The following is a 21,886-nucleotide window of genomic DNA, read 5'->3' on the forward strand; positions in this document are numbered from 1 at the left end:
TGGCCGGGCACGCTGTTGGGTATCTGAGGGAATGATTTCCCTCGTGATGCCGGCCCCAGTGCACTCCAGCCTTTGGTTGGGGGTGATGGGTGGCTGGTCGTTGTTTGAGAACTGCACAGTGGACGCGAGCATCTGTGGCCAAGTTTTTAAGGGCGCACGGTGGATGCCTTGGCACCAGGAACCGATGAAGGACGTGGGAGGCCACGATAGTCCCCGGGGAGTCGTCAACCAGGCTTTGATCCGGGGGTTTCCGAATGGGGAAACCCGGCAGTCGTCATGGGCTGTCACCCATACCTGAACACATAGGGTATGTGGAGGGAACGCGGGGAAGTGAAACATCTCAGTACCCGCAGGAAGAGAAAACAACCGTGATTCCGGGAGTAGTGGCGAGCGAAACTGGATGAGGCTAAACCGTATACGTGTGAGACCCGGCAGGGGTTGCGTATGCGGGGTTGTGGGATCTCTCTTCTGTTGTCTGCCGGCAACAGGACGAGTCAGAAACCGTTGATGTAGGCGAAGGACATGCGAAAGGTCCGGCGTAGAGGGTAAGACCCCCGTAGTCGAAACGTCAGCGGCTCGTTTGAGAGACACCCAAGTAGCACGGGGCCCGAGAAATCCCGTGTGAATCTGGCGGGACCACCCGCTAAGCCTAAATATTCCCTGGTGACCGATAGCGGATAGTACCGTGAGGGAATGGTGAAAAGTACCCCGGGAGGGGAGTGAAATAGTACCTGAAACCGTGTGCCTACAAGCCGTGGGAGCGTCGGAAGCAAGCTTGCTTGTTTCTCGTGACTGCGTGCCTTTTGAAGAATGAGCCTGCGAGTTTGCGGTGTGTTGCGAGGTTAACCCGTGTGGGGAAGCCGTAGCGAAAGCGAGTCCGAATAGGGCGTTTTAGTAGCGCGCTCAAGACCCGAAGCGGAGTGATCTAGCCATGGGCAGGTTGAAGCGGAGGTAAGACTTCGTGGAGGACCGAACCCACCAGGGTTGAAAACCTGGGGGATGACCTGTGGTTAGGGGTGAAAGGCCAATCAAACTCCGTGATAGCTGGTTCTCCCCGAAATGCATTTAGGTGCAGCGTCGTGTGTTTCTTGCCGGAGGTAGAGCACTGGATAGGCGATGGGCCCTACCGGGTTACTGACCTTAGCCAAACTCCGAATGCCGGTAAGTGAGAGCGCGGCAGTGAGACTGTGGGGGATAAGCTCCATGGTCGAGAGGGAAACAGCCCAGAGCATCGACTAAGGCCCCTAAGCGTACGCTAAGTGGGAAAGGATGTGGAGTCGCAGAGACAACCAGGAGGTTGGCTTAGAAGCAGCCACCCTTGAAAGAGTGCGTAATAGCTCACTGGTCTAGTGATTCCGCGCCGACAATGTAGCGGGGCTCAAGCGTACCGCCGAAGTCGTGTCATTCACACAATAGGGCCAACGCCTGTGTGGATGGGTAGGGGAGCGTCGTCTGCCGGGTGAAGCAGCACCGGAAGGTAGTTGTGGACGGTTGACGAGTGAGAATGCAGGCATGAGTAGCGATACACACGTGAGAAACGTGTGCGCCGATTGACTAAGGGTTCCTGGGTCAAGCTGATCTGCCCAGGGTAAGTCGGGACCTAAGGCGAGGCCGACAGGCGTAGTCGATGGATAACCGGTTGATATTCCGGTACCCGCTGTGAAGCGTCAAACATTGAATCCAGTGATGCTAAGTCCGTGAAGCCGCCCTGGAGCCTTCGGGCAAAGGGGAGTGGTGGAGCCGACGAACCTATCTGGTAGTAGGTGAGTGATGGGGTGACGCAGGAAGGTAGTCCATCCCGGGCGGTGGTTGTCCCGGGGTAAGGGTGTAGGACGTCAGGTAGGTAAATCCGCCTGGCAATAGTCTGAGACCTGATGCCGAGCCGATTGTGGTGAAGTGGATGATCCTATGCTGTCGAGAAAAGCCTCTAGCGAGTTTCATGGCGGCCCGTACCCTAAACCGACTCAGGTGGTCAGGTAGAGAATACCGAGGCGTTCGGGTGAACTATGGTTAAGGAACTCGGCAAAATGCCCCCGTAACTTCGGGAGAAGGGGGGCCACGCTTGGTGATGAGTCTTGCACTCTGAGCTGGGGGTGGCCGCAGAGACCAGCGAGAAGCGACTGTTTACTAAAAACACAGGTCCGTGCGAAGCCGTAAGGCGATGTATACGGACTGACGCCTGCCCGGTGCTGGAACGTTAAGGGGACCGGTTAGTCACTCTTCGGGGTGGCGAAGCTGAGAACTTAAGCGCCAGTAAACGGCGGTGGTAACTATAACCATCCTAAGGTAGCGAAATTCCTTGTCGGGTAAGTTCCGACCTGCACGAATGGCGTAACGACTTCTCGACTGTCTCAACCATAGGCCCGGTGAAATTGCACTACGAGTAAAGATGCTCGTTTCGCGCAGCAGGACGGAAAGACCCCGGGACCTTTACTACAGTTTGATATTGGTGTTCGGTTCGGCTTGTGTAGGATAGGTGGGAGACTTTGAAGCGGGCACGCCAGTGTTCGTGGAGTCGTCGTTGAAATACCACTCTGGTCGTGCTGGATGTCTAACCTGGGTCCGTGATCCGGATCAGGGACAGTGTCTGATGGGTAGTTTAACTGGGGCGGTTGCCTCCTAAAGAGTAACGGAGGCGCCCAAAGGTTCCCTCAGCCTGGTTGGCAATCAGGTGTTGAGTGTAAGTGCACAAGGGAGCTTGACTGTGAGACCGACGGGTCGAGCAGGGACGAAAGTCGGGACTAGTGATCCGGCGGTGGCTTGTGGAAGCGCCGTCGCTCAACGGATAAAAGGTACCCCGGGGATAACAGGCTGATCTTCCCCAAGAGTCCATATCGACGGGATGGTTTGGCACCTCGATGTCGGCTCGTCGCATCCTGGGGCTGGAGTCGGTCCCAAGGGTTGGGCTGTTCGCCCATTAAAGCGGTACGCGAGCTGGGTTTAGAACGTCGTGAGACAGTTCGGTCCCTATCCGCTGTGCGCGTAGGAGTCTTGAGAAGGGCTGTCCCTAGTACGAGAGGACCGGGACGGACGAACCTCTGGTGTGCCAGTTGTTCTGCCAAGGGCATGGCTGGTTGGCTACGTTCGGGAGGGATAACCGCTGAAAGCATCTAAGCGGGAAGCCTGCTTCGAGATGAGGACTCCCACCCACTTGATGGGGTAAGGCTCCCAGTAGACGACTGGGTTGATAGGCCGGATCTGGAAGCACCGTGAGGTGTGGAGGTGACCGGTACTAATAGGCCGAGGGCTTGTCCTCAGTTGCTCGCGTCCACTGTGTTAGTTCTGAGGCAACGACCGTGTTTTTTCCGGTTTAACTTCATAGTGTTTCGGTGGTTATAGCGTGAGGGAAACGCCCGGTTACATTCCGAACCCGGAAGCTAAGCCTTACAGCGCCGATGGTACTGCAGGGGGGACCCTGTGGGAGAGTAGGACGCCGCCGAACTCCTTTTAGAGCTCTGGCTCTTGGGCATACAAGCCCGAGAGCCAGAGCTTTTTTGCGTTGAGGTAGGGTCAGGGGGCATCGTAAGTACGTTTCCCACAGGAGGCCCCCGGGTGGAGGTCCAGGAGACCCGTGTTCAGACGGACCGGGTACTCACCATCCCCAACATCCTCAGCATGGCGCGGCTCGTTGGGGTGCCGCTGTTCCTGTGGCTGATTCTCCGGCCTGAGTTCGGTGGGCCGAAGAGCGACAGCTGGGCGCTCCTGGTGCTGGCTCTGAGCGGCGTCAGCGACTACCTGGATGGCAAGCTCGCGCGGCGTTGGAACCAGATCAGCAGCCTCGGCCGGCTTCTCGATCCGGCGGCCGATCGGCTCTACATTCTCTCGACTTTGGTCGGTCTCACGTGGCGGGAGATTCTGCCAGTCTGGTTGACCGCTGTACTTTTGGCGCGAGAACTGGTTCTGCTGGTGATGGTGGGCATCCTCCGGCGGCATGGCTATCCGCCGCCCCAGGTGAACTTCCTTGGGAAGGCGGCTACCTTCAACCTGATGTATGCCTTCCCGCTGTTGCTGCTCAGTGACGGAAGTGGCTGGATCGCGTCACTCGCTGCTATTTTCGGATGGGCGTTCGCCGGATGGGGTACAACGCTGTACTGGTGGGCAGGAGTCCTCTACGTGGTACAGGTCCGCCGCCTGGTTCGTGCGGACGCCATGGCCGATTGAACTCGCGGATTGAAACGGGCGTAGCCGCTCGATGGCCCGCGGCGGAAAAGTGCGGGACAATCTGGACGAGTGAAGTCGGCTAGACCGTCGTCTCTTAGAGGAGGACGCTTCCGACATGAAGGCCGTCGTGATGGCCGGAGGCGAAGGCACACGCCTTCGCCCCATGACCTCAAGCATGCCCAAGCCGCTCCTGCCGGTGGCCAACCGGCCGATCATGGAGCACGTTCTGCGGCTGCTCAAAAGGCATGGGCTGAGTGAGACCGTCGTTACTGTTCAGTTCCTGGCCTCGTTGGTCAAGAACTACTTCGGTGACGGTGAAGAGCTCGGAATGGAGCTCAGCTATGCCAATGAGGAGAAGCCACTCGGTACCGCCGGAAGCGTCAAGAACGCCGAAGAGGCGTTGAAGGACGATGCTTTCCTCGTCATCTCCGGTGATGCCCTGACCGACTTCGACCTCACTGAGCTCATCAACTTCCACAAGGAAAAGGGCGCGCTGGTCACCGTCTGTCTGACGCGTGTGCCCAATCCACTGGAATTCGGCATCACCATTGTCGACGAGGAGGGCCGGGTCGAGCGCTTCCTTGAGAAGCCGACCTGGGGGCAGGTCTTCTCGGACACCGTGAACACTGGCATCTATGTCATGGAGCCCGAGGTCTTCGACTATGTCGAGGCAGACGTGCCCGTGGACTGGTCCGGCGATGTCTTCCCGCAGTTGATGAAGGAGGGCAAGCCGATCTATGGGTATGTCGCGGAGGGGTACTGGGAGGACGTCGGTACCCACGAAAGCTATGTGAAGGCGCAGGCCGACGTCCTGGAAGGCAAAGTCGACGTCGAGATCGACGGCTTCGAGATCTCGCCGGGTGTGTGGGTGGCGGAAGGCGCCGAGGTGCATCCCGACGCCGTTCTCCGGGGGCCTCTGTACATCGGGGACTACGCCAAGGTCGAGGCCGGTGCGGAAATCCGGGAGCACACCGTCGTCGGCTCGAACGTCGTCGTGAAGAGCGGTGCGTTTCTGCACAAGGCTGTCGTGCACGACAACGTGTATATCGGGCAGCACAGCAACCTGCGTGGTTGTGTCGTCGGGAAGAACACCGACATCATGCGTGCCGCACGGATCGAGGACGGCGCGGTCATCGGGGACGAGTGTCTGATCGGTGAAGAGTCGATCGTCCAGGGCAATGTGCGCGTCTATCCGTTCAAGACCATCGAGGCCGGCGCCTTCGTCAACACTTCGGTCATCTGGGAGTCGAGGGGGCAGGCGCATCTCTTCGGTGCTCGTGGTGTCTCCGGAATCCTGAACGTGGAGATCACGCCTGAGCTGGCGGTGAGGCTCGCCGGCGCGTATGCGACGACGTTGAAGAAGGGGTCCACTGTCACCACGGCCCGCGACCACTCCCGTGGTGCCCGGGCGCTCAAGCGGGCGGTCATCTCCGCGCTGCAGGCCAGCGCCATCGACGTACGGGATCTGGAGAACGTACCGCTGCCCGTGGCGCGGCAGCAGACCGCGCGGGGCAGTGCGGGCGGGATCATGATCCGGACGACGCCCGGGGTGCCGGACTCCGTGGACATCATGTTCTTCGACGGGCAGGGTGCCGACCTGTCGCAGGGCAGTCAGCGGAAGCTGGACCGGGTCTTCGCGCGGCAGGAGTACCGGCGTGCGTTCCCGGGCGAGATCGGGGACCTGTATTTCCCGGCTAGTGTCTTCGACTCCTATACCGGGTCGTTGCTGCGGAACGTCGATACGACCGGGATTTCGGAGTCGGGGCTGAAGGTCGTCGTGGACGCGTCCAACGGCAGCGCTGGGCTTGTGCTGCCCAGCCTGCTCGGGAAGCTCGGTGTGGACTCGCTGACCATCAACCCCGGTCTCGACGAGTCCAGGCCCACGGAGTCGGCGGACGCGCGGCGGTCGGGCTTGGTGCGGCTGGGAGAGATCGTGGCGTCGGCGCGGGCGGCTTTCGGAGTGCGGTTCGATCCCGTCGGTGAGCGGCTGTCGCTGGTCGACGAGAAGGGGCGGATCGTCGAGGACGACCGGGCTCTGCTCGTCATGCTCGACCTCGTGGCTGCGGAGCGGCGCAGCGGGCGGGTGGCGCTGCCGGTGACCACCACGCGGATCGCCGAGCAGGTGGCGGCGTATCACGGGACACAGGTGGAGTGGACGACCACCTCGCCGGATGATCTGACCAGGGTCGGTGGCGATGACACGACGATCTTCGGCGGGGACGGCAGGGGCGGCTTCATCGTCCCTGAGTTCAGCAGCGTCTTCGACGGTACGGCGGCCTTCGTACGGCTGATCGGGCTGGTGGCGCGGACGCAGCTCACGCTCAGCCAGATCGACGCGCGGATTCCGCGGGCGCATGTCATCAAGCGGGATCTTGCGACCCCCTGGGCCGTCAAGGGACTGGTGATGCGTCGGGTCGTGGAGGCGGCTGGAGATCGCTTTGTCGACACGACCGACGGCGTTCGGGTCGTGGAGACCGACGGGCGTTGGGTGATGGTGCTGCCCGACCCGGCCGAGGCGGTCACCCATCTGTGGGCCGAAGGGCCGGACGACGCGTCCGCGCAGGCCCTGCTCGACGAGTGGGCGGCGGTCGTGGACAGCGCCGGCCGCTAGGCGCCCGGTACACGCGCGCGTGCCGGACAGGCATCCCCAGGAGGCCTGTCCGGCACGCCGGTGGGGCCATTCGGAGGTATCGGCCGCGACGTGCGACGATGTGCGGCATGCCGCAGCCCCCCGTTCGGAGCACACCCACGCGCCCCTCGCGCCCGGACGCGTCCATGTCGCTGCTCACCAACGTCATGGATCACAGCCTCGACGACGGGTACGCCGAGGCCGCCGCTCGTAAGAAGGCCGCAGGGGACGCAGGCCTGCCCAGGACGCTGAGGGCGAAGCTGGGGCTCGCCGCCGGGCTGGTGCTCGCGGCGCTCGTGGTGACCGTGGGAGCGGCGCAGGCGCGGGTCGCGGCGCCCGTCATGGCCAAGGAGCGCGAGGAACTGATCGACCGCATCGACCGTGCGACCGCGGCGGCGGACAAGCTGGAGGAGAGCGTCGACAAGCTGCGCGACGATGTGAGCGCGCGGCAGCGCGAGGCGCTGAAGACGACCGGCGACAGTGACCAGGCGGAGCTCGTGGGCATCCTGGCGGGCGCAGTCGAGGTGCACGGGCCCGGTGTGAAGCTGGTCGTGAACGACGCCAAGGAAGCCAGCACCAGCGGTGACGGCGAACCGCGCGGGACGTCCGGGTTCTCCGACACCGGGCGGGTGCGCGACCGGGACATGCAGCGTGTGGTCAACGGGCTGTGGGAGTCGGGTGCCGAGGCCGTCTCGATCAACGGGCAGCGGCTGACGGCCCTCTCGGCGATCAGGGCCGCGGGTGACGCGATACTGGTCGACAACAGGCCGCTGGTTCCGCCGTACACGGTGCTCGCGGTGGGGGACGGGGAGCGGCTCAGCGCCAGGTTCCAGGACAGCGCCGACGGGCTGTATCTGCACGCCCTGCAGGAGAACTTCGGGGTCAGGACCAGCATTTCCGTGCAGGACGACCTCCGCCTGCCCGCCGCACCGAGTGTGATCGTACGTACAGCACAGCCGAACACCGAGAAAACCGAGAAGGGCACATCGTGATCGCCGTACTGGGCCTCGTCGTGGGAGTCGTGGCCGGCCTGTTGGTCCGGCCTGAGGTTCCGGCGGTCGTCGAGCCTTACTTGCCGATCGCCGTCGTAGCGGCTCTCGACGCCGTCTTCGGAGGTCTGCGGGCCATGCTCGACGGGATCTTCGACGACAAGGTCTTCGTCGTGTCCTTCCTGTCCAACGTGGTGGTGGCCGCGCTGATCGTGTTCCTGGGCGACAAGTTGGGCGTGGGTGCCCAGCTGTCCACCGGTGTCGTCGTCGTGCTCGGCATCCGCATCTTCTCGAACGCCGCAGCCATTCGCCGACACGTCTTCAGGGCGTGAGGCCGATGAGCGAGCACGACGAGAGGCCCGAGAGCAGGTTGCGCAAGGAACTGCCCGAAGAGGTGCCGGCCGCTGACGCGTCCGAGGCCGTGGACGCCCCCGAGGAGCAGCGGAGTGGGCTCACCGGGCGGCAGCGGCTGGCGAAGGGACTGTGGCCGCCGCGCGTGACCCGGGCCCAACTCATCGTCGCTCTGCTGCTGTTCGGCCTCGGCTTCGGTCTGGCCGTCCAGGTCGCCTCCAACAGTGACGGTGACAGCGCCCTGCGTGGCGCCCGGCAGGAAGATCTAGTTCGCATCCTCGATGAACTGGACGACCGTACTCAGCGTCTTGAGGACGAGAAGCAAGGTCTCGAGAAGCAGCGCGACGAACTGGAGAACAGTTCGAACCAGGCCGAGGAGGCCCGCAAGCAGACGGTCGAGAAGGAGAGGCAACTCGGCATTCTGGCGGGCACGGTGGCCGCGCAGGGACCCGGCATCACGATGACCATCGACGACACGAAGGGGACGGTCGAGGCGGACATGCTGCTCGACGCGATCCAGGAGTTGCGCGCGGCCGGCGCGGAGGCGATCCAGGTGAACGGCGTACGCGTTGTCGCGGACACCTATCTGACGGATTCCGGCAACAGCGTGAGCGTCGACGGGAACAAGATCAACGCGCCCTATCGTTTCAAGGTCATCGGCAAACCGCAGGACCTCGAACCAGCGCTCAACATTCCTGGAGGCGTGGTGCAGACTCTCGAGAAGGAGCAGGCCACCGTAATCATCGAGCGGTCGGACAAGATCGTCGTGGACGCCTTGCGAGCGGCGAAGCGGCCTGACTACGCTCGGTCGTCCTCCCAGTGAACCGGGGGTGCATGGGGGACATCAGGCGAGGGCATGAGGTTGCGGGGGGTCGGCGCACCGAATGGGTGGTGCGTGGTGGAAACTGTCTGGTGGAGACGGACGTTGTGAGGGTGTCCGGGTCGTTCAGAGAGTGCAGTCAGGGTTCGTCCTGCCCCACGGGCGGGTCTGTTTCGGTCAAGGGGAATCGCCCGTGAAGTTGTTTGCGAAGTTGTTCGGCAAGAGCGCGCGAGAGGGCAGGGACAATGCCACCGCTCGTCATCGCGCACAGGGGGATGAGGAAGGCCAGCGGCCGCTGTTCAGGGACCAGGTGCCTGGGCCGGGCGGTGACATTCCCGGTGGTCAGGGCGCGCCGTCAGTTGACCCTGCCCAGTCCGGCGGCATAGGTTTCGGGCAACCGTCAACCTCAAGTACGGGTGGAGGGTTTTCCCCGATGTCGGCCCTGGTGTGTACGAGGTGCGGTAACCGCAACGCGGAGAACAGCCGCTTCTGTTCCAACTGCGGCGCGCCGCTGCGGGCCGGTGCGGCCGCGGAGCGCCCGTCCGAGACGACCTCCACGATCTCCATTTCAGGCCTTGAGGCCTACGACGCCGAGGCCACCGGCCAGACGCAGATCCCGGCGCTGTCGCCCGAGGCCCAGGCGGCCGTCGACGCGCTCCCGCTGGGTTCCGCGCTTCTGGTGGTACGTCGGGGACCGAACTCGGGCAGCCGCTTCCTGCTGGACGGCGATCTGACCACGGCCGGGCGGCATCCGCAGAGCGACATCTTCCTGGACGACGTCACGGTTTCGCGTCGGCACGTGGAGTTCCGTCGCAGCCCGGACGGCTCGTTCACGGTGGCCGACGTCGGCAGTCTGAACGGCACGTACGTCAACCGTGAGCGGATCGACCAGGTCGCTCTGAACAACGGCGACGAGGTCCAGATCGGCAAGTACCGTCTGGTGTTCTACGCGAGCCAGCGGGGCTACTGACCCTCCCCCGGAGCCCGTCCGGGGAGACCCAGGGAAGGTCCATGCTGAAATCACCGAGCGGCGGTGCCGGGCACGGCATCGCCGCCACGGACAGTCGGCTGCTGAGCATCGGCGCGGTGCTGAACGTGCTGCGCGAGGAATTCCCTGACATCACCATCTCCAAGATCCGCTTTCTGGAGTCGGAGGGCCTCGTCGAGCCTCAGCGGACCCCCTCGGGGTACCGCAAGTTCAGCGCGCAGGACGTCGAGCGGCTGGGACACGTACTGCGGATGCAGCGGGACCACTATCTGCCGCTCAAGGTGATCCGTGAGCACCTGGACGCCATGGAGCGCGGGGAGGCGGTAGCGCTGCCGCCCCTGGGCCGTCAGCGGGACGGCGAAGCAGTCCTGGAGCCGGCCGAGAGGCGCACGGTGGCCCGGATCGGGCGGGCCCAACTGCTCGCCGCCGCCGAGATCGGTGAGCAGGAGCTTGAGGAGTGGGAGTCGTACGGGCTGATCACTCCACTGCCGGACGGGGCATACGACGCGGAGGCGGTCACCGTGGCCTCGCTTGTCGCCGAGCTGGGGCGCTTCGGGATCGAGCCGAGGCATCTGCGGGTGATGAAGGGCGCCGCCGACCGTGAGGCCGGGCTCGTGGACCAGGTCGTGGCCCCGTTGAGGCGGCACCGCAATCCGCAGACCAGGGCACACGCGGAGGCGCGTGCGAAGGAGCTCGCGGGGCTCACGGTGAAGCTGCACGCCGCGCTGGTGCAGACCGCTCTCGGGGTACGGCTGCCCTGAGTCGGCCTACCCGAGGAAGGCCGGATCGGCCACCCGTTCTCGGCCCGACTACCCAAACGTCCCGAGCACGGCCTAGGGTTGCTGTGTGAACGAGCTCGATGTCGTAGGTGTCCGGGTCGAAATGCCCTCCAACCAACCGATCGTGCTCCTGCGCGAAGTGGGAGGCGACCGCTACCTCCCCATCTGGATCGGGCCCGGGGAGGCGACGGCCATCGCCTTCGCCCAGCAGGGCATGGCCCCCGCGCGACCGCTGACCCACGACCTGTTCAAGGACGTGCTGGAGGCCGTCGGCCAGGAGCTCACCGAGGTACGCATCACGGACCTGCGTGAGGGCGTCTTCTACGCCGAGCTGGTCTTCGCCAGCGGCGTCGAGGTGAGCGCCCGCCCGTCCGATGCCATAGCGCTGGCCCTGCGCACCGGAACGCCGATCTACGGCAGCGACGGGGTGCTCGACGACGCGGGCATCGCTATCCCGGACGAGCAGGAGGACGAGGTGGAGAAGTTCCGCGAGTTCCTCGACCAGATCTCGCCCGAAGACTTCGGCACCAGCAGTCAGTGAGGCGACGTGGGCGGCGGCCCGGCGGACTCGCGGTCCGTGGGGGTGCGGCCCACAGTCGGTTACGGCTCAAATGCCGGTATTTGCCAGCGGCGAGCGCGAGCGTCCTACGCCTTGCTCCGAGCGCATTCGGCTAGCCTTTCCCCGCGGTGGGGTACGGGAAACCACTCCTAGGGTGATTATCACTCGGCGTGCCGAGTGTGGCGATCGTTGACGCACCCCTGGTGACTGCCTACCGTCGAGAAGGCAGGTCAAGGACGGAGGTCGGCGTGAGAAGCAGCGGCGACGGTACGGCTGGGGGTGCCCCCGGACGCAGTTTCGGGGCAAGCGGCCCGTACCCGCTTCAGAGCCCGCTTCAGGGCAGCGCGGCCGATCACGCTGCGCAGCGACCGACGGCCGTGCCGAGCAGTGGCGGAGGGGCGGCGTCCATGGAGACCGAGCAGATCGGCTACCGCGGTCCGACGGCGTGTGCGGCCGCCGGCATCACGTACCGGCAACTGGACTACTGGGCCCGCACCGGCCTCGTCGAGCCGAGCGTGCGGCCCGCGTACGGGTCGGGGACCCAGCGGCTTTACAGCTTCCGGGACGTCGTCGTCCTGAAGATCGTCAAGCGGTTCCTCGACACCGGTGTGTCGCTGCAGAACATCCGTACCGCCGTGCAGCATCTGCGGGAGCGGGGCTTTTGTGATCTGGAGCGCATGACGCTGATGAGCGACGGTGCGACGGTCTACGAGTGCACCTCGCCGGACGAGGTCCATGCGCTGCTCCAGGGTGGGCAGGGGATCTTCGGGATCGCCGTGGGTGTGGTGTGGCGGGACGTCGAGAGCGCCTTGTCGCAGCTGCACGGGGAGCGGATCGACACCGGGGAGACTCTGGTCGGGCACAATCCGGCCGATGAGCTGGCTCGGCGGCGTAACCGGGCCGGCTGAGCGGTCCTTGTGGCCTTCGACAGCGTGCCTCGCGGGGGTCGGGCGTAGGGCGAGGTCCGGCGGATCGCGGACCAGGCGGTCGTAGCAGGGCATTGTCAGTGGCGTGAGGCAGCATCGTAGATGTGAGGAACGCGCCTACGATCCTGCATCTCGACATGGATGCCTTCTACGCTTCGGTGGAGCAGGCATCCAAGCCGAGCCTGCGCGGGAAGGCTGTGATCGTGGGCGGGCTCGGGCCTCGGGGAGTCGTGGCCACCGCGTCCTACGAGGCTCGGGTGTTCGGGGTTCACTCGGCGATGCCCATGGCGCAGGCTCGCCGACTGGCGCCGAATGCCGCGTATCTCGTGCCGCGCTTCGGGATCTACCGTGACGTCAGCGAGCAGGTGATGGCGCTGCTGCGGGAGCTGTCGCCGCTGGTGGAGCCGCTGAGCCTGGACGAGGCCTTCGTGGATCTGGAGGCCGCGGGAGCGGCCTGGGACGAGGGATCCGCGCGGCTGGTCGGGGCGAAGCTGCGCGCCGACATACGGGCGGTCACCGGGCTCGCGGGGTCGGTGGGGCTGGCCGCGTCCAAGATGCTGGCGAAGATCGCCTCGGAGCAGGCCAAGCCCGATGGGCTGGTGGTGATCGAGCCCGGGACCGAGCGGGCGTTGCTCGGGCCGATGTCCGTGCGGACGTTGCCGGGGGTGGGGCCGGCGACGGGGGATCATCTGCGGCGGGCCGGGATCCACACGGTCGAGGAGATCGCCGAGGCGGGTGAGGACGAGCTCGTTCGGCTGCTGGGCAAGGCTCATGGGCATGCCCTGTACGCCATGGCGCTGGCGCACGACGAGCGGCCGGTGGTGGCCGAGCGGGAGGCCAAGTCGGTGTCGGTCGAGGACACGTATGACGTGGACATTCACGACCGGGTTCGGGTGGGCCTGGAGGTGCAGCGGCTCGCCGATCGTTGTGTGCGGCGGTTGCGGGGGGCGGGGTTGTCCGGGCGGACCATCGTGCTGAAGGTGCGGCGGTACGACTTCTCCACGTTGACCCGTTCCGAGACGCTGCGTGGGCCCACGGATGATCCGGCGGTGGTGCGGGAGGCTGCGGCGCGGCTGCTGGATTCCGTGGACACGACGGGGGGTGTACGGCTGCTGGGGGTTGGGGTCAGTGCGTTGGCCGACTACACGCAGGAGGATCTGTTCGCGCAGGCCGCGGGGGAGCAGGTTGAGCACTCCGAGGAGGAGGGCGACGACCACGAGGAGCCTGCGGAGGAGCGGCAGTCTGTGCCTGTCGAGCGGCGGTGGCCTGCGGGGCACGATGTGCGGCATGCCGAGTACGGGCATGGGTGGGTGCAGGGGAGCGGGCTTGGGCGGGTGACGGTGCGGTTTGAGACGCCTGAGTCGTCGGAGCCGGGGCGGGTGCGGACGTTTCGGGTTGACGATCCGGGGTTGGAGGCGGCGGATCCGTTGCCGTTGGTGCGGAGGAGACATGGAGGGGGTGGGGGGCGCGGGGACTCCGGGACTGGTGGGGTTTTAGAGGTGGGGGACTTCGGATTGCCGGAAGGGGATGGTGGGGGCGTGGGGGAGGTGCCTGTGGCGTCTGGATAGGAGGTGCGGGGGTGGACGCTGCCGTGCGGTGGCGTGGAGGGCGCCGTGGGGTGGGGGCGCTTGCCCGCGCTGGCGGGGTGCCGCTGCGCCCACCCGTGCCGCCCCAGCGGCACGACTGCCCGCAGCTACGTACGTTGAGCGGCGGCCTTGTGCCGCAGCCGCAGCTATGGCTGGTGGGGGCGACTCCTCGTGCAGTGGTTTTGGCAGTTGTGGCCGCTGGAGCGGTCCGGTGTGCAGGGCGTGCGTAGCTGTGCACGGTGGGCGGGCGGTCCTGTAGAGGCTGTGCGCGGACTACGCACGCTGGGGCAGGCCGTCCTGCAGGGGGCCGTCCGCGGCTACACGCTCGGCAGGCCGTCCTGTGGGGCCGTCCGCGGCGTTGCAGGCTCGGGCGGTGGCGCCTCCTGCAACTGCGCGGAGCTGCCGCTGGGGCTGCGCCTGTGTAGTGCCGTGCGCAGCTACGCCCGGTGGCCGGGTCGTCCTGTAGGGGGTATGCGGCGATACGCACGTTGAGGCGACGGCGCCTTCCGCCGCTGCGCGCAGCTGCCTGCTGGGGCGGGCCCGACCGGTAGGGGCGCCCGCAGCCATTGACTGCTGGGGCGGCTCGTTCTGTAGGGGCGTCGGCAGCTGCGCAGGCTGGGCGGCTCGTCCTGGAGGGGGCCGTCGGCACAGCTGCGCTCTCCGGGCGGATCGTAGCTGCGGAGGCTGGGGCGGCGCGGCCTGCACTGGTAGGCGCGGCTATGGGCACTCGGGCGGTGCGTCCTGTGGTGGTTTCCGCAGGTGGGTTGGTGGGGCGGTCTGTTCTGAGGTGGGGGCCGGGGGGTAGCTGCCTGGTGTGGTCGTGTGTGATCAGCGGTGGGGGTGTGTTGGTCTGGGGCCGTTGTCTTCTGGGGTTTCCGTGCCTGCCAAGTTGCCGAAGTCTCGGTCCGGGGGTGGGGAGGGCGGGGCCACGTCGAGGCCGTAGTGGTGGTAGAGCTGGAGTTCCTGTTCGGGGGAGAGGTGGCGGCCGACGCCGAAGTCGGGGGCGTCCTTGATCAGGGCGCGGTCGAAGGGGACGTGGAGGCTGCCCTCGAGCATTTCGCTGGGCTCCAGGGGGACGAAGGCGTCCCGGGAGAACAGGCCGGTGCGTATCGCTGCCCATTCCGGCACTCCGGTCGCGTCGTCGAGGTAGACCTCGTCGATGGTGCCGATCTTGGTGCCGTTGCGGTCGAAGGCCTTGCGGCCGATCAGGTTGCGCGGATCGATGTCGGTCTGCACGGGCCCTCCACTTGGTCGCAACTCCATCCGTAAGCACTACGAAAAGGCACTTTGGTGAGCCCGGCCACTCGAAGGTTCGTGCGTTGACCCCGCTGGTAGGCTTGCTAGCGGCTGCTGACCCCGTGCGGGAGAGTCCTCCGGACACCATCCGGAGGCGCCGAAGGAGCAAATCCTCCCCGGAATCTCTCAGGCTCACGTACCGCACGGACGAGGTCACTCTGGAAAGCAGGGCGGGAGCCGACGGCTTCCGCTCTCACCGACGGTGAAAACCGGGAGCCCCTGTGGCGATCCCGGTGAAGCTCTCAGGTTGAGATGACAGAGGGGGAGGCCGTCCGGGTACCCGTGCCGTGGTGCCCCCCGAAGGTCGTGTCAGACCAGGAGGCCTCCGTAATGACCGCCCATCGCATTCCGCTCTCCGAGCTCGAACAGGGGATCCCCTTCGAGCAGCGTCATATCGGTCCTGATCACGAGGCTCGCGCCAAGATGCTGGCCCACGTCGGGTACGGCTCGCTCGATGAGCTCACCGCCGCCGCGGTGCCGGATGTGATCAAGAATGCCGACTCCCTCGATCTGCCGGGGGCGCGTACCGAGGCCGAGGTGCTCGCCGAGCTGCGGTCGCTCGCCGATCGCAACCAGGTGCTGGACTCGATGATCGGGCTCGGGTACTACGGGACCTTCACGCCGCCGGTCATCCTGCGCAATGTCATGGAGAACCCTGCCTGGTACACGGCCTATACGCCGTACCAGCCGGAGATCTCTCAGGGGCGGCTCGAGGCCCTGTTGAACTTCCAGACCATGGTCGCCGACCTCACCGGGCTGCCGACCTCCGGTGCCTCGCTGCTCGACGAGGGGACGGCGGCGGCGGAGGCCGTGGCCCTGTCCCGGCGCATGGGCAAGAACAAGAAGGGGCTGTTCCTGGTCGACGCGGATGTGCTGCCGCAGACCGTCGCCGTGATCGAGACCCGGGCCGAGCCGGCCGGTGTGGAGGTCGTCGTCGCCGACCTCAGTGGCGGGATTCCGGCCGACGTCGCCTCCCGTGAGATCAACGGCGTGCTCCTTCAGTATCCGGGCGCCTCCGGTGTCGTACGGGACATCAAGCCCGTCATCGAGCAGGCCCATGAACTCGGTGCTCTCGTCACCGTGGCCGCCGATCTGCTCGCGCTGACGCTGCTGAAGTCGCCCGGTGAGCTCGGGGCGGACATCGCGGTCGGGACGACGCAGCGGTTCGGTGTGCCGATGGGCTTCGGCGGGCCGCACGCGGGTTACATGGCCGTGCACGAGAAGTTCGCGCGCAGCCTGCCGGGGCGGCTCGTGGGTGTGTCCGTGGACGCGGACGGGAACAAGGCATACCGGCTGGCCCTGCAGACACGTGAGCAGCACATCCGGCGCGAGAAGGCGACCAGCAACATCTGCACCGCTCAGGTGCTGCTCGCCGTGATGGCCGGGATGTACGCCGTGTACCACGGGCCCGAGGGTTTGAAGGGCATCGCCCGGCGGACGCATCGGTACGCCTCCCTCCTCGCCGCGGGTCTCACGGCGGGTGGGGTCGAGGTCGTGCACGGCTCCTACTTCGACACGCTGACCGTGCGCGTGCCTGCGAAGGCCGCCGAGATCGTCGCCGCCGCCCGGCAGAACGGCGTCAACCTGCACCTCGTCGACGCCGACCACGTGTCCGTCGCCTGTGACGAGACCACCACGCGGGCCCAACTGGGCGCCGTATGGACGGCGTTCGGGGTCGAGGGGGACATCGAGGCGCTGGACGCGGTGACCGAGGACGCGCTCGCGGGCGGGCTGCTGCGCAGCGACGACTACCTCACGCACCCCGTCTTCCACCAGAACCGCTCCGAGACCGCGATGCTGCGCTACCTGCGCAGGCTCGCCGACCGCGACTACGCGCTGGACCGGGGCATGATCCCGCTCGGGTCCTGCACCATGAAGCTCAACGCCACGACCGAGATGGAGCCGGTCACCTGGCCGGAGTTCGGGCAGCTGCACCCCTTCGCGCCGGCCGAGCAGGCGCAGGGCTATCTGACGCTCATCCGTGAGCTGGAGGAACGTCTCGCCGAGGTCACCGGCTACGACAAGGTGTCGCTGCAGCCCAACGCCGGCTCGCAGGGTGAGCTGGCCGGGCTGCTCGCCGTACGCGGATACCACCGGGCCAACGGGGACGAGCAGCGGACCGTGTGTCTGATTCCGTCCTCCGCCCATGGGACCAACGCCGCCAGCGCCGTCATGGCCGGCATGAAGGTCGTCGTCGTGAAGACCGCCGAGGACGGTGAGATCGACGTCGAGGACCTGCGGGCCAAGATCGAGCAGTACCGGGACGAGCTGTCGGTGCTGATGATCACGTACCCGTCGACGCACGGTGTGTTCGAGGAGCACGTCGCCGACATCTGCGCGCAGGTGCACGAGGCCGGCGGGCAGGTGTACGTCGACGGTGCCAACCTCAACGCCCTGGTGGGGCTTGCCAAGCCGGGGCACTTCGGTGGTGACGTCTCGCACCTGAACCTGCACAAGACCTTCTGCATTCCGCATGGCGGTGGCGGCCCGGGGGTCGGGCCCGTGGGTGTGCGTGCGCATCTGGCGCCGTATCTGCCGAACCACCCGTTGCAGCCCGCGGCCGGTCCGGAGACGGGCGTCGGGCCGATCTCGGCCGCGCCCTGGGGTTCCGCCGGGATCCTGCCGATCTCGTGGGCGTACGTCCGGCTCATGGGCGGCGAGGGGCTCAAGCGGGCCACGCAGGTGGCCGTGCTGTCCGCCAACTACATCGCCAAGCGACTGGAGCCGCACTACCCGGTGCTCTACACCGGGCCCGGCGGGCTCGTCGCGCACGAGTGCATCATCGATCTGCGGCCGCTGACCAAGGCGACCGGTGTGAGCGTCGACGACGTGGCCAAGCGGCTCATCGACTACGGCTTCCACGCGCCGACGATGTCGTTCCCGGTGGCCGGGACGCTGATGATCGAGCCGACCGAGTCCGAGGACCTGACCGAACTGGACCGGTTCTGCGAGGCGATGATCGCCATCCGTGCGGAGATCGAGAAGGTCGGGTCGGGGGAGTGGCCCGCCGACGACAACCCGCTGCGGAACGCGCCGCACACCGCCGGGGCGCTGGGCGGGGAGTGGGAGCACGCATACAGCCGTGCGGAGGCCGTGTTCCCGGCCGGGGTCGCGGCCGCCGACAAGTACTGGCCGCCGGTGCGCCGGATCGACCAGGCCTTCGGCGACCGCAATCTCGTGTGCTCCTGCCCGCCGCTGGACGCGTACGAGGGCTGACGTACAGACACAGGTGAAGGAAGGGCTCCGCCCCGGCCGTACCGGGCCGGGCGGAGCCCTTCCGTGTCACGCCGTCGCCAGGGCCACTTCCGTCGCCTTGATGAGCGCGACGACCGGGGATCCGAGGGAGAGCGCGAGGTCCGTGGTGGCGTCCCTGGTGATGAGCGCGGTCAGGGCACCGCCCTCCACGGCGACCTTGACCGACGCCATCGCGCCGCCCGTGGCGATGCCGGTGATCTTGCCGGGAAGCCGGTTGCGGATGGACAGGCCGTCGATCGGAGCCGTGGCGAGGGAGATCTCCGTCGCTTTCACGAGCGCGTTCACGGCGGTGCCTTCGGCCAGGCCGAGGTTCTCGACGGCTTCCAGGGTGATCGCCGCGGTGAGGTCCTGGCCGCCGGTGAGGCGGAGCTTGACCGTTGCCATGACCTCGCCGGGGGTGATGGCGGTGATCGTGCCGGGGAGTTGGTTGCGGATGCTCAGGGTCATGGAGGACGCCTCGCAAGTGGTGGGGGTAGGGGCGTTTGTTATTGATTGAGGCTTTTGGGTCGGTCCCTACCGTAGTGCGGAGTTCAGGAGATCCCCGACGCCTTGAGTACCGCTTGCGTCGTCGCGTCGTCGATCTGATGCCCCAGCCGCTCCAGTACGTCCGCGCCCTCGCGCAGCGTCCCGCGTTGGCGTGAGCGGCGTACCCCGGTGTCCACCTCGTGCCACAGCAGCGGGTTGGCGACGAGGATCCGTGGGTCCAGTTCCAGGCGGCGGCCGTCCGTGTCGCACAGGGTCAGGTGCGCGGAGATGTCGCCGTACTGCCGTACCGTCACCAGCGCGTCCGTGCGCACCGCCTGCCGTCGTACGAGCCCCCGTACCGCCAGCCATCCCGGGCCCGCGGTCACGCGCTGCGGGAGCAGGATCGTGAAGACCACGGCCGTCAGCACCAGCCACAGCAGGGCGCGGGGCGGGGTCAGGGTCTGCGCGTCATAGTCGACCAGCAGGGCCATGCCGAGGAAGGCCAGAGCGCAGCCCATGGCGAAGCGAGCGTTGACACGCCAGTGGCGGTCGCCGGTCGGGGCCGGACGCGGTCTGCTTCCTCCGGACGGCACAGTGCAGACGGTAGGGGCCAGGGCGCCGGAACGGCCGCCGCTTCACGGTGCTCTGACGCCTTACGGTGCAACCTTGACGCGATTCTGATGTCCGCGGCCGTTTCAGCCGGTGTGCACCCGGGGCCTGCGGTCCCGGTCCGGCTCCGCCTCGCGCAGCACCTCGCGGGTGACCGGGGCGACCTCGCCCTGGCCGAAGAGGAAGAAGCGCAGGAAGTTGGCGAAGGGGTTGCCCTCGGTCCACTCGAAGTAGATGTGCGGGATGCGGCCGGTCGTGTCGCGGACGTGCAGGAGCAGCGCGGCCAGGGCGTTGGAGATGGAGGAGGACTCCAGCGTCAGGACGCGGTAGCGGTTGTGCAGGACCTCGCCGCGTACGGTCAGGCCGGACTCGAACTCGGACGGGTCGGTGACCGTCACCTCGACGAAGACGAAGTCCTCCTGGCCGGGGACGTCGTTGTCCGCCCGGATCTGCTCGATCTTGTCGCGGTACTCGGCGGTGTCCCGACGGTCGGGCTCATTGGCGATGAACCGGATCCTGCGGCTGGCCATATCCCTGATGAAACGTTCCGCCATGTCGTCCAGCGTCACGTCGGTCACGCGCAGTTCGAAGGCGCGGGCCAGCCGGGACAAGAGCGAGACCAGGATGATGCCGGCGATGAAGCAGGCGCCGATCTTCACACCGTCGGGGCGCTCGATGACGTTCATCACGGTCGTGTAGAGGAACACCGCCGAGATGACCGCGAAGGCGATGAACCATCCGCGCTGACCGGCCTTGCGGGCCGCGATGGTCACGGCGATCGCGGCGGAGCTGATGAGGACCAGCACGCCCGTGGCGTACGCGCCGCCCTGGGCGTCGACGTCGGCGTCGAAGATCCAGGTGACCAGGAAGGCGATGAGGGTGAAGACGATGACCATCGGGCGCACCGCGCGGGCCCAGTGCGGGGCCATGCCGTAGCGGGGCAGATAGCGGGGCATCAGGTTGAGCAGGCCGGCCATGGCGGAGGCGCCGGCGAACCACAGGATGGCGATCGTCGAGACGTCGTAGAGCGTGCCGAAGGCGCCGCCGAGGTACTCGTGCGCGAGGAACGCCAGCGCGCGGCTGTTGGCCTGGCCGCCCGACTCGAACTCCTTCTCCGGGATCAGCAGCGTGGTGATGAAGCTCGTCGTGATCAGGAAGCAGCTCATGATCAGGGCGGCGGTGGTGAGCAGTTTCTTCGTGTCCCGGATCCGCCCCGTCGGACGTTCCTCGGTGTCGGACGGGTCGCCCTTGACGTGCGGCATCACGGCGACGCCGGTCTCGAAGCCGGAGAGGCCGAGGGCGAGCTTGGGGAAGACGATCAGGGCGACGCCGATCATGACGAAGACGTTTCCGTGTTCGGCGGTGAGGGCGCTGGACCAGTCGGCGACGACGTGCCCCTCGGTGAGGACGTGGTACAGGCCGACGACCACGACGACGGCGTTCAGCGCGAGGTAGATGCCGACCAGGGCGACCGCGACGCCGATCGCCTCCAGGAAGCCCTTGAGGAAGACCGCGCCGAGCAGGGCCACGAGGACGAGGGTGATCAGCATCTGCTGGTCGTGCAGGGCGCTGTTCAGGTGCGGGTTCTCGACCAGGTGGGTCGAGGCGTCGGTCGCCGACAGGGTGATGGTGATCAGGAAGTCGGTGGCGGCGAAGCCGAGCAGGGTCAGGACGAACAGCTTGCCCTTCCAGAAGGTCAGGAGCCGTTCCAGCATCGCGATCGAGCCCTCGCCGTGGGGGCTCTCCTCGGCCACGCGACGGTAGACCGGCAGGGCGCCGGCCAGGGTGACTATGACCAGGACGATGGTCGCGACAGGGGAGAGCAGGCCGGCGGCGAGCGCGGCGATGCCCGGCTGGTAGCCGAGGGTCGAGAAGTAGTCGACGCCGGTGAGGCACATGACGCGGTACCAAGGCTGGCCCTTGTGCTCCGGTTCGGGTTCGGGCCGCTCTGCCTGGCGGCCGTGGCTCTTGCCCATGTCGGACAGGCCCTCCAGCATCCAGGCGCGCAGGCGACTGGGCGGGGGGTGTTCGGTGGTGGCCATCGGCGTGCTCCTGATGTGCGGCGTGCGGTTCCGGCCATCACGCGGACGGCGGCACCAGCGTAAGCAGAGAGTGACGCTTGGGCCCACGGATCAGGGGGCTGTGGGCGTCAAGCTTCCGTTAAGACTCGCCGTGTCGGAGTCGGCCGCACCTCAAGATTCGAGCTCCGGGGCTGTTCGGGCACCGGGTGGGCTGTCTGGGGGACGCGCGGCTGTCTTGTGGGGGCGGATACGGAGCGTCACGGTACGGCGCTTCTCCGCGCTGCTGTTGGGCAGGGGCCGTGCCTGGACGGGCCGGCCGAGGCCTGTCGGGGATAACACTCCGCTGTGCGGGAGGAACCCCACCGTGCCGTAGACGGCGTGCGGTTGGAGCCCGTGGTGGATGTGGTGGTGGCTGCCGCAGAACAGCGGGGCGTCGTGTGGCGGGCGACCGG

The 21,886-nt window shown here is 66.6% G+C and carries 15 protein-coding genes, 2 rRNA genes and 1 riboswitch; of the genes, 13 read left to right on the top strand and 4 right to left on the bottom strand.

Annotation, left to right across the window (positions count from 1 at the left end):
* Window positions 1–136 precede the first annotated feature (136 nt).
* From QQM39_RS38405 to QQM39_RS38460, 12 genes are all read left to right on the top strand, one after another.
* Window positions 137–3,256 (top strand): 23S ribosomal RNA (locus tag QQM39_RS38405).
* Between the two features lie 69 nt (window positions 3,257–3,325).
* Window positions 3,326–3,442 (top strand): 5S ribosomal RNA (gene rrf / locus QQM39_RS38410).
* Between the two features lie 110 nt (window positions 3,443–3,552).
* Window positions 3,553–4,161, top strand: coding sequence for a CDP-alcohol phosphatidyltransferase family protein (locus QQM39_RS38415; protein WP_302002231.1), 609 nt, complete (start codon window positions 3,553–3,555; stop codon window positions 4,159–4,161).
* 115 nt (window positions 4,162–4,276) lie between these two features.
* Window positions 4,277–6,772, top strand: coding sequence for a mannose-1-phosphate guanyltransferase (locus tag QQM39_RS38420; RefSeq protein WP_302002232.1), 2,496 nt, complete (start codon window positions 4,277–4,279; stop codon window positions 6,770–6,772).
* Window positions 6,773–6,870: 98 nt separating this feature from the next.
* Window positions 6,871–7,782: a DUF881 domain-containing protein gene (locus QQM39_RS38425; protein WP_302002233.1), complete on the top strand. Its 912-nt coding sequence runs from the start codon at window positions 6,871–6,873 to the stop codon at window positions 7,780–7,782.
* The gene (locus tag QQM39_RS38430; RefSeq protein ID WP_003988855.1) at window positions 7,779–8,111 is read left to right on the top strand and encodes a small basic family protein; all 333 of its coding nucleotides are present in this window, start codon (window positions 7,779–7,781) and stop codon (window positions 8,109–8,111) included. The genes QQM39_RS38425 and QQM39_RS38430 overlap by 4 nt, the downstream gene beginning before the upstream one ends.
* Before the next feature lie 5 nt (window positions 8,112–8,116).
* Window positions 8,117–8,953 (top strand): DUF881 domain-containing protein, encoded by an 837-nt coding sequence (locus tag QQM39_RS38435; RefSeq protein WP_302002234.1) that lies wholly within the window; start codon window positions 8,117–8,119, stop codon window positions 8,951–8,953.
* Window positions 8,954–9,014: 61 nt separating this feature from the next.
* Window positions 9,015–9,920, top strand: a complete 906-nt coding sequence (locus QQM39_RS38440; RefSeq protein WP_302002235.1) for an FHA domain-containing protein — start codon at window positions 9,015–9,017, stop codon at window positions 9,918–9,920.
* Between the two features lie 41 nt (window positions 9,921–9,961).
* Complete coding sequence (locus QQM39_RS38445; RefSeq protein WP_302002236.1) at window positions 9,962–10,699, top strand: MerR family transcriptional regulator; 738 nt, start codon at window positions 9,962–9,964, stop codon at window positions 10,697–10,699.
* A gap of 85 nt (window positions 10,700–10,784) precedes the next feature.
* Window positions 10,785–11,258 (top strand): bifunctional nuclease family protein, encoded by a 474-nt coding sequence (locus tag QQM39_RS38450; RefSeq protein WP_004002801.1) that lies wholly within the window; start codon window positions 10,785–10,787, stop codon window positions 11,256–11,258.
* A 266-nt stretch (window positions 11,259–11,524) separates the two neighbouring features.
* Window positions 11,525–12,184 carry a MerR family transcriptional regulator gene (locus QQM39_RS38455; RefSeq protein ID WP_302002237.1) on the top strand — a complete coding sequence of 220 codons (660 nt, stop codon included), beginning with the start codon at window positions 11,525–11,527 and terminating at the stop codon, window positions 12,182–12,184.
* A gap of 122 nt (window positions 12,185–12,306) precedes the next feature.
* A complete protein-coding gene (locus tag QQM39_RS38460; protein WP_302002238.1) occupies window positions 12,307–13,770 on the top strand; it encodes a DNA polymerase IV in 1,464 nt (487 codons plus the stop codon).
* A gap of 846 nt (window positions 13,771–14,616) precedes the next feature.
* Here the strand turns inward: QQM39_RS38460 and QQM39_RS38465 are convergent.
* Window positions 14,617–15,024, bottom strand: coding sequence for a PRC-barrel domain-containing protein (locus tag QQM39_RS38465; protein ID WP_302002239.1), 408 nt, complete (start codon window positions 15,022–15,024; stop codon window positions 14,617–14,619).
* Window positions 15,025–15,139: 115 nt separating this feature from the next.
* Window positions 15,140–15,236, top strand: a riboswitch (glycine riboswitch).
* Window positions 15,237–15,414: 178 nt separating this feature from the next.
* On the opposite strand from QQM39_RS38465, the gene gcvP reads away from it, so the two are divergent.
* Entirely contained in the window at window positions 15,415–18,300 is a 2,886-nt protein-coding gene (gene gcvP / locus QQM39_RS38470; protein ID WP_302002240.1) for an aminomethyl-transferring glycine dehydrogenase, read from the top strand.
* 66 nt (window positions 18,301–18,366) lie between these two features.
* On the opposite strand, the gene QQM39_RS38475 is transcribed toward gcvP, so the two are convergent.
* The 3 genes from QQM39_RS38475 to QQM39_RS38485 all read right to left on the bottom strand — a co-directional run bounded on the left by QQM39_RS38475 (window position 18,367) and on the right by QQM39_RS38485 (window position 21,455).
* A complete protein-coding gene (locus QQM39_RS38475; RefSeq protein ID WP_302002241.1) occupies window positions 18,367–18,786 on the bottom strand; it encodes a molybdopterin-binding protein in 420 nt (139 codons plus the stop codon).
* Window positions 18,787–18,869: 83 nt separating this feature from the next.
* The gene (locus tag QQM39_RS38480) at window positions 18,870–19,322 is read right to left on the bottom strand and encodes a hypothetical protein (protein ID WP_302003875.1); all 453 of its coding nucleotides are present in this window, start codon (window positions 19,320–19,322) and stop codon (window positions 18,870–18,872) included.
* A 177-nt stretch (window positions 19,323–19,499) separates the two neighbouring features.
* Window positions 19,500–21,455 (bottom strand): amino acid transporter, encoded by a 1,956-nt coding sequence (locus QQM39_RS38485; RefSeq protein ID WP_302002242.1) that lies wholly within the window; start codon window positions 21,453–21,455, stop codon window positions 19,500–19,502.
* Window positions 21,456–21,886 lie beyond the last annotated feature (431 nt).

The organism is Streptomyces sp. DT2A-34, assembly GCF_030499515.1.
Lineage (GTDB): Bacteria > Actinomycetota > Actinomycetes > Streptomycetales > Streptomycetaceae > Streptomyces.

What these genes read in the sequence shown, in the direction of transcription:
- QQM39_RS38420 (WP_302002232.1), top strand. Translation starts at nt 4,277, where the DNA reads ATGAAGGCCGTCGTGATGGCCGGAGGCGAAGGCACACGCCTTCGCCCC.
- QQM39_RS38425 (WP_302002233.1), top strand. Translation starts at nt 6,871, where the DNA reads ATGTGCGGCATGCCGCAGCCCCCCGTTCGGAGCACACCCACGCGCCCC.
- QQM39_RS38435 (WP_302002234.1), top strand. Translation starts at nt 8,117, where the DNA reads ATGAGCGAGCACGACGAGAGGCCCGAGAGCAGGTTGCGCAAGGAACTG.
- QQM39_RS38440 (WP_302002235.1), top strand. Translation starts at nt 9,015, where the DNA reads ATGGGTGGTGCGTGGTGGAAACTGTCTGGTGGAGACGGACGTTGTGAG.
- QQM39_RS38445 (WP_302002236.1), top strand. Translation starts at nt 9,962, where the DNA reads ATGCTGAAATCACCGAGCGGCGGTGCCGGGCACGGCATCGCCGCCACG.
- gcvP (WP_302002240.1), top strand. Translation starts at nt 15,415, where the DNA reads ATGACCGCCCATCGCATTCCGCTCTCCGAGCTCGAACAGGGGATCCCC.
- QQM39_RS38475 (WP_302002241.1), bottom strand. Translation starts at nt 18,786, where the DNA reads ATGACCCTGAGCATCCGCAACCAACTCCCCGGCACGATCACCGCCATC.
- QQM39_RS38480 (WP_302003875.1), bottom strand. Translation starts at nt 19,322, where the DNA reads ATGGGCTGCGCTCTGGCCTTCCTCGGCATGGCCCTGCTGGTCGACTAT.
- QQM39_RS38485 (WP_302002242.1), bottom strand. Translation starts at nt 21,455, where the DNA reads ATGGCCACCACCGAACACCCCCCGCCCAGTCGCCTGCGCGCCTGGATG.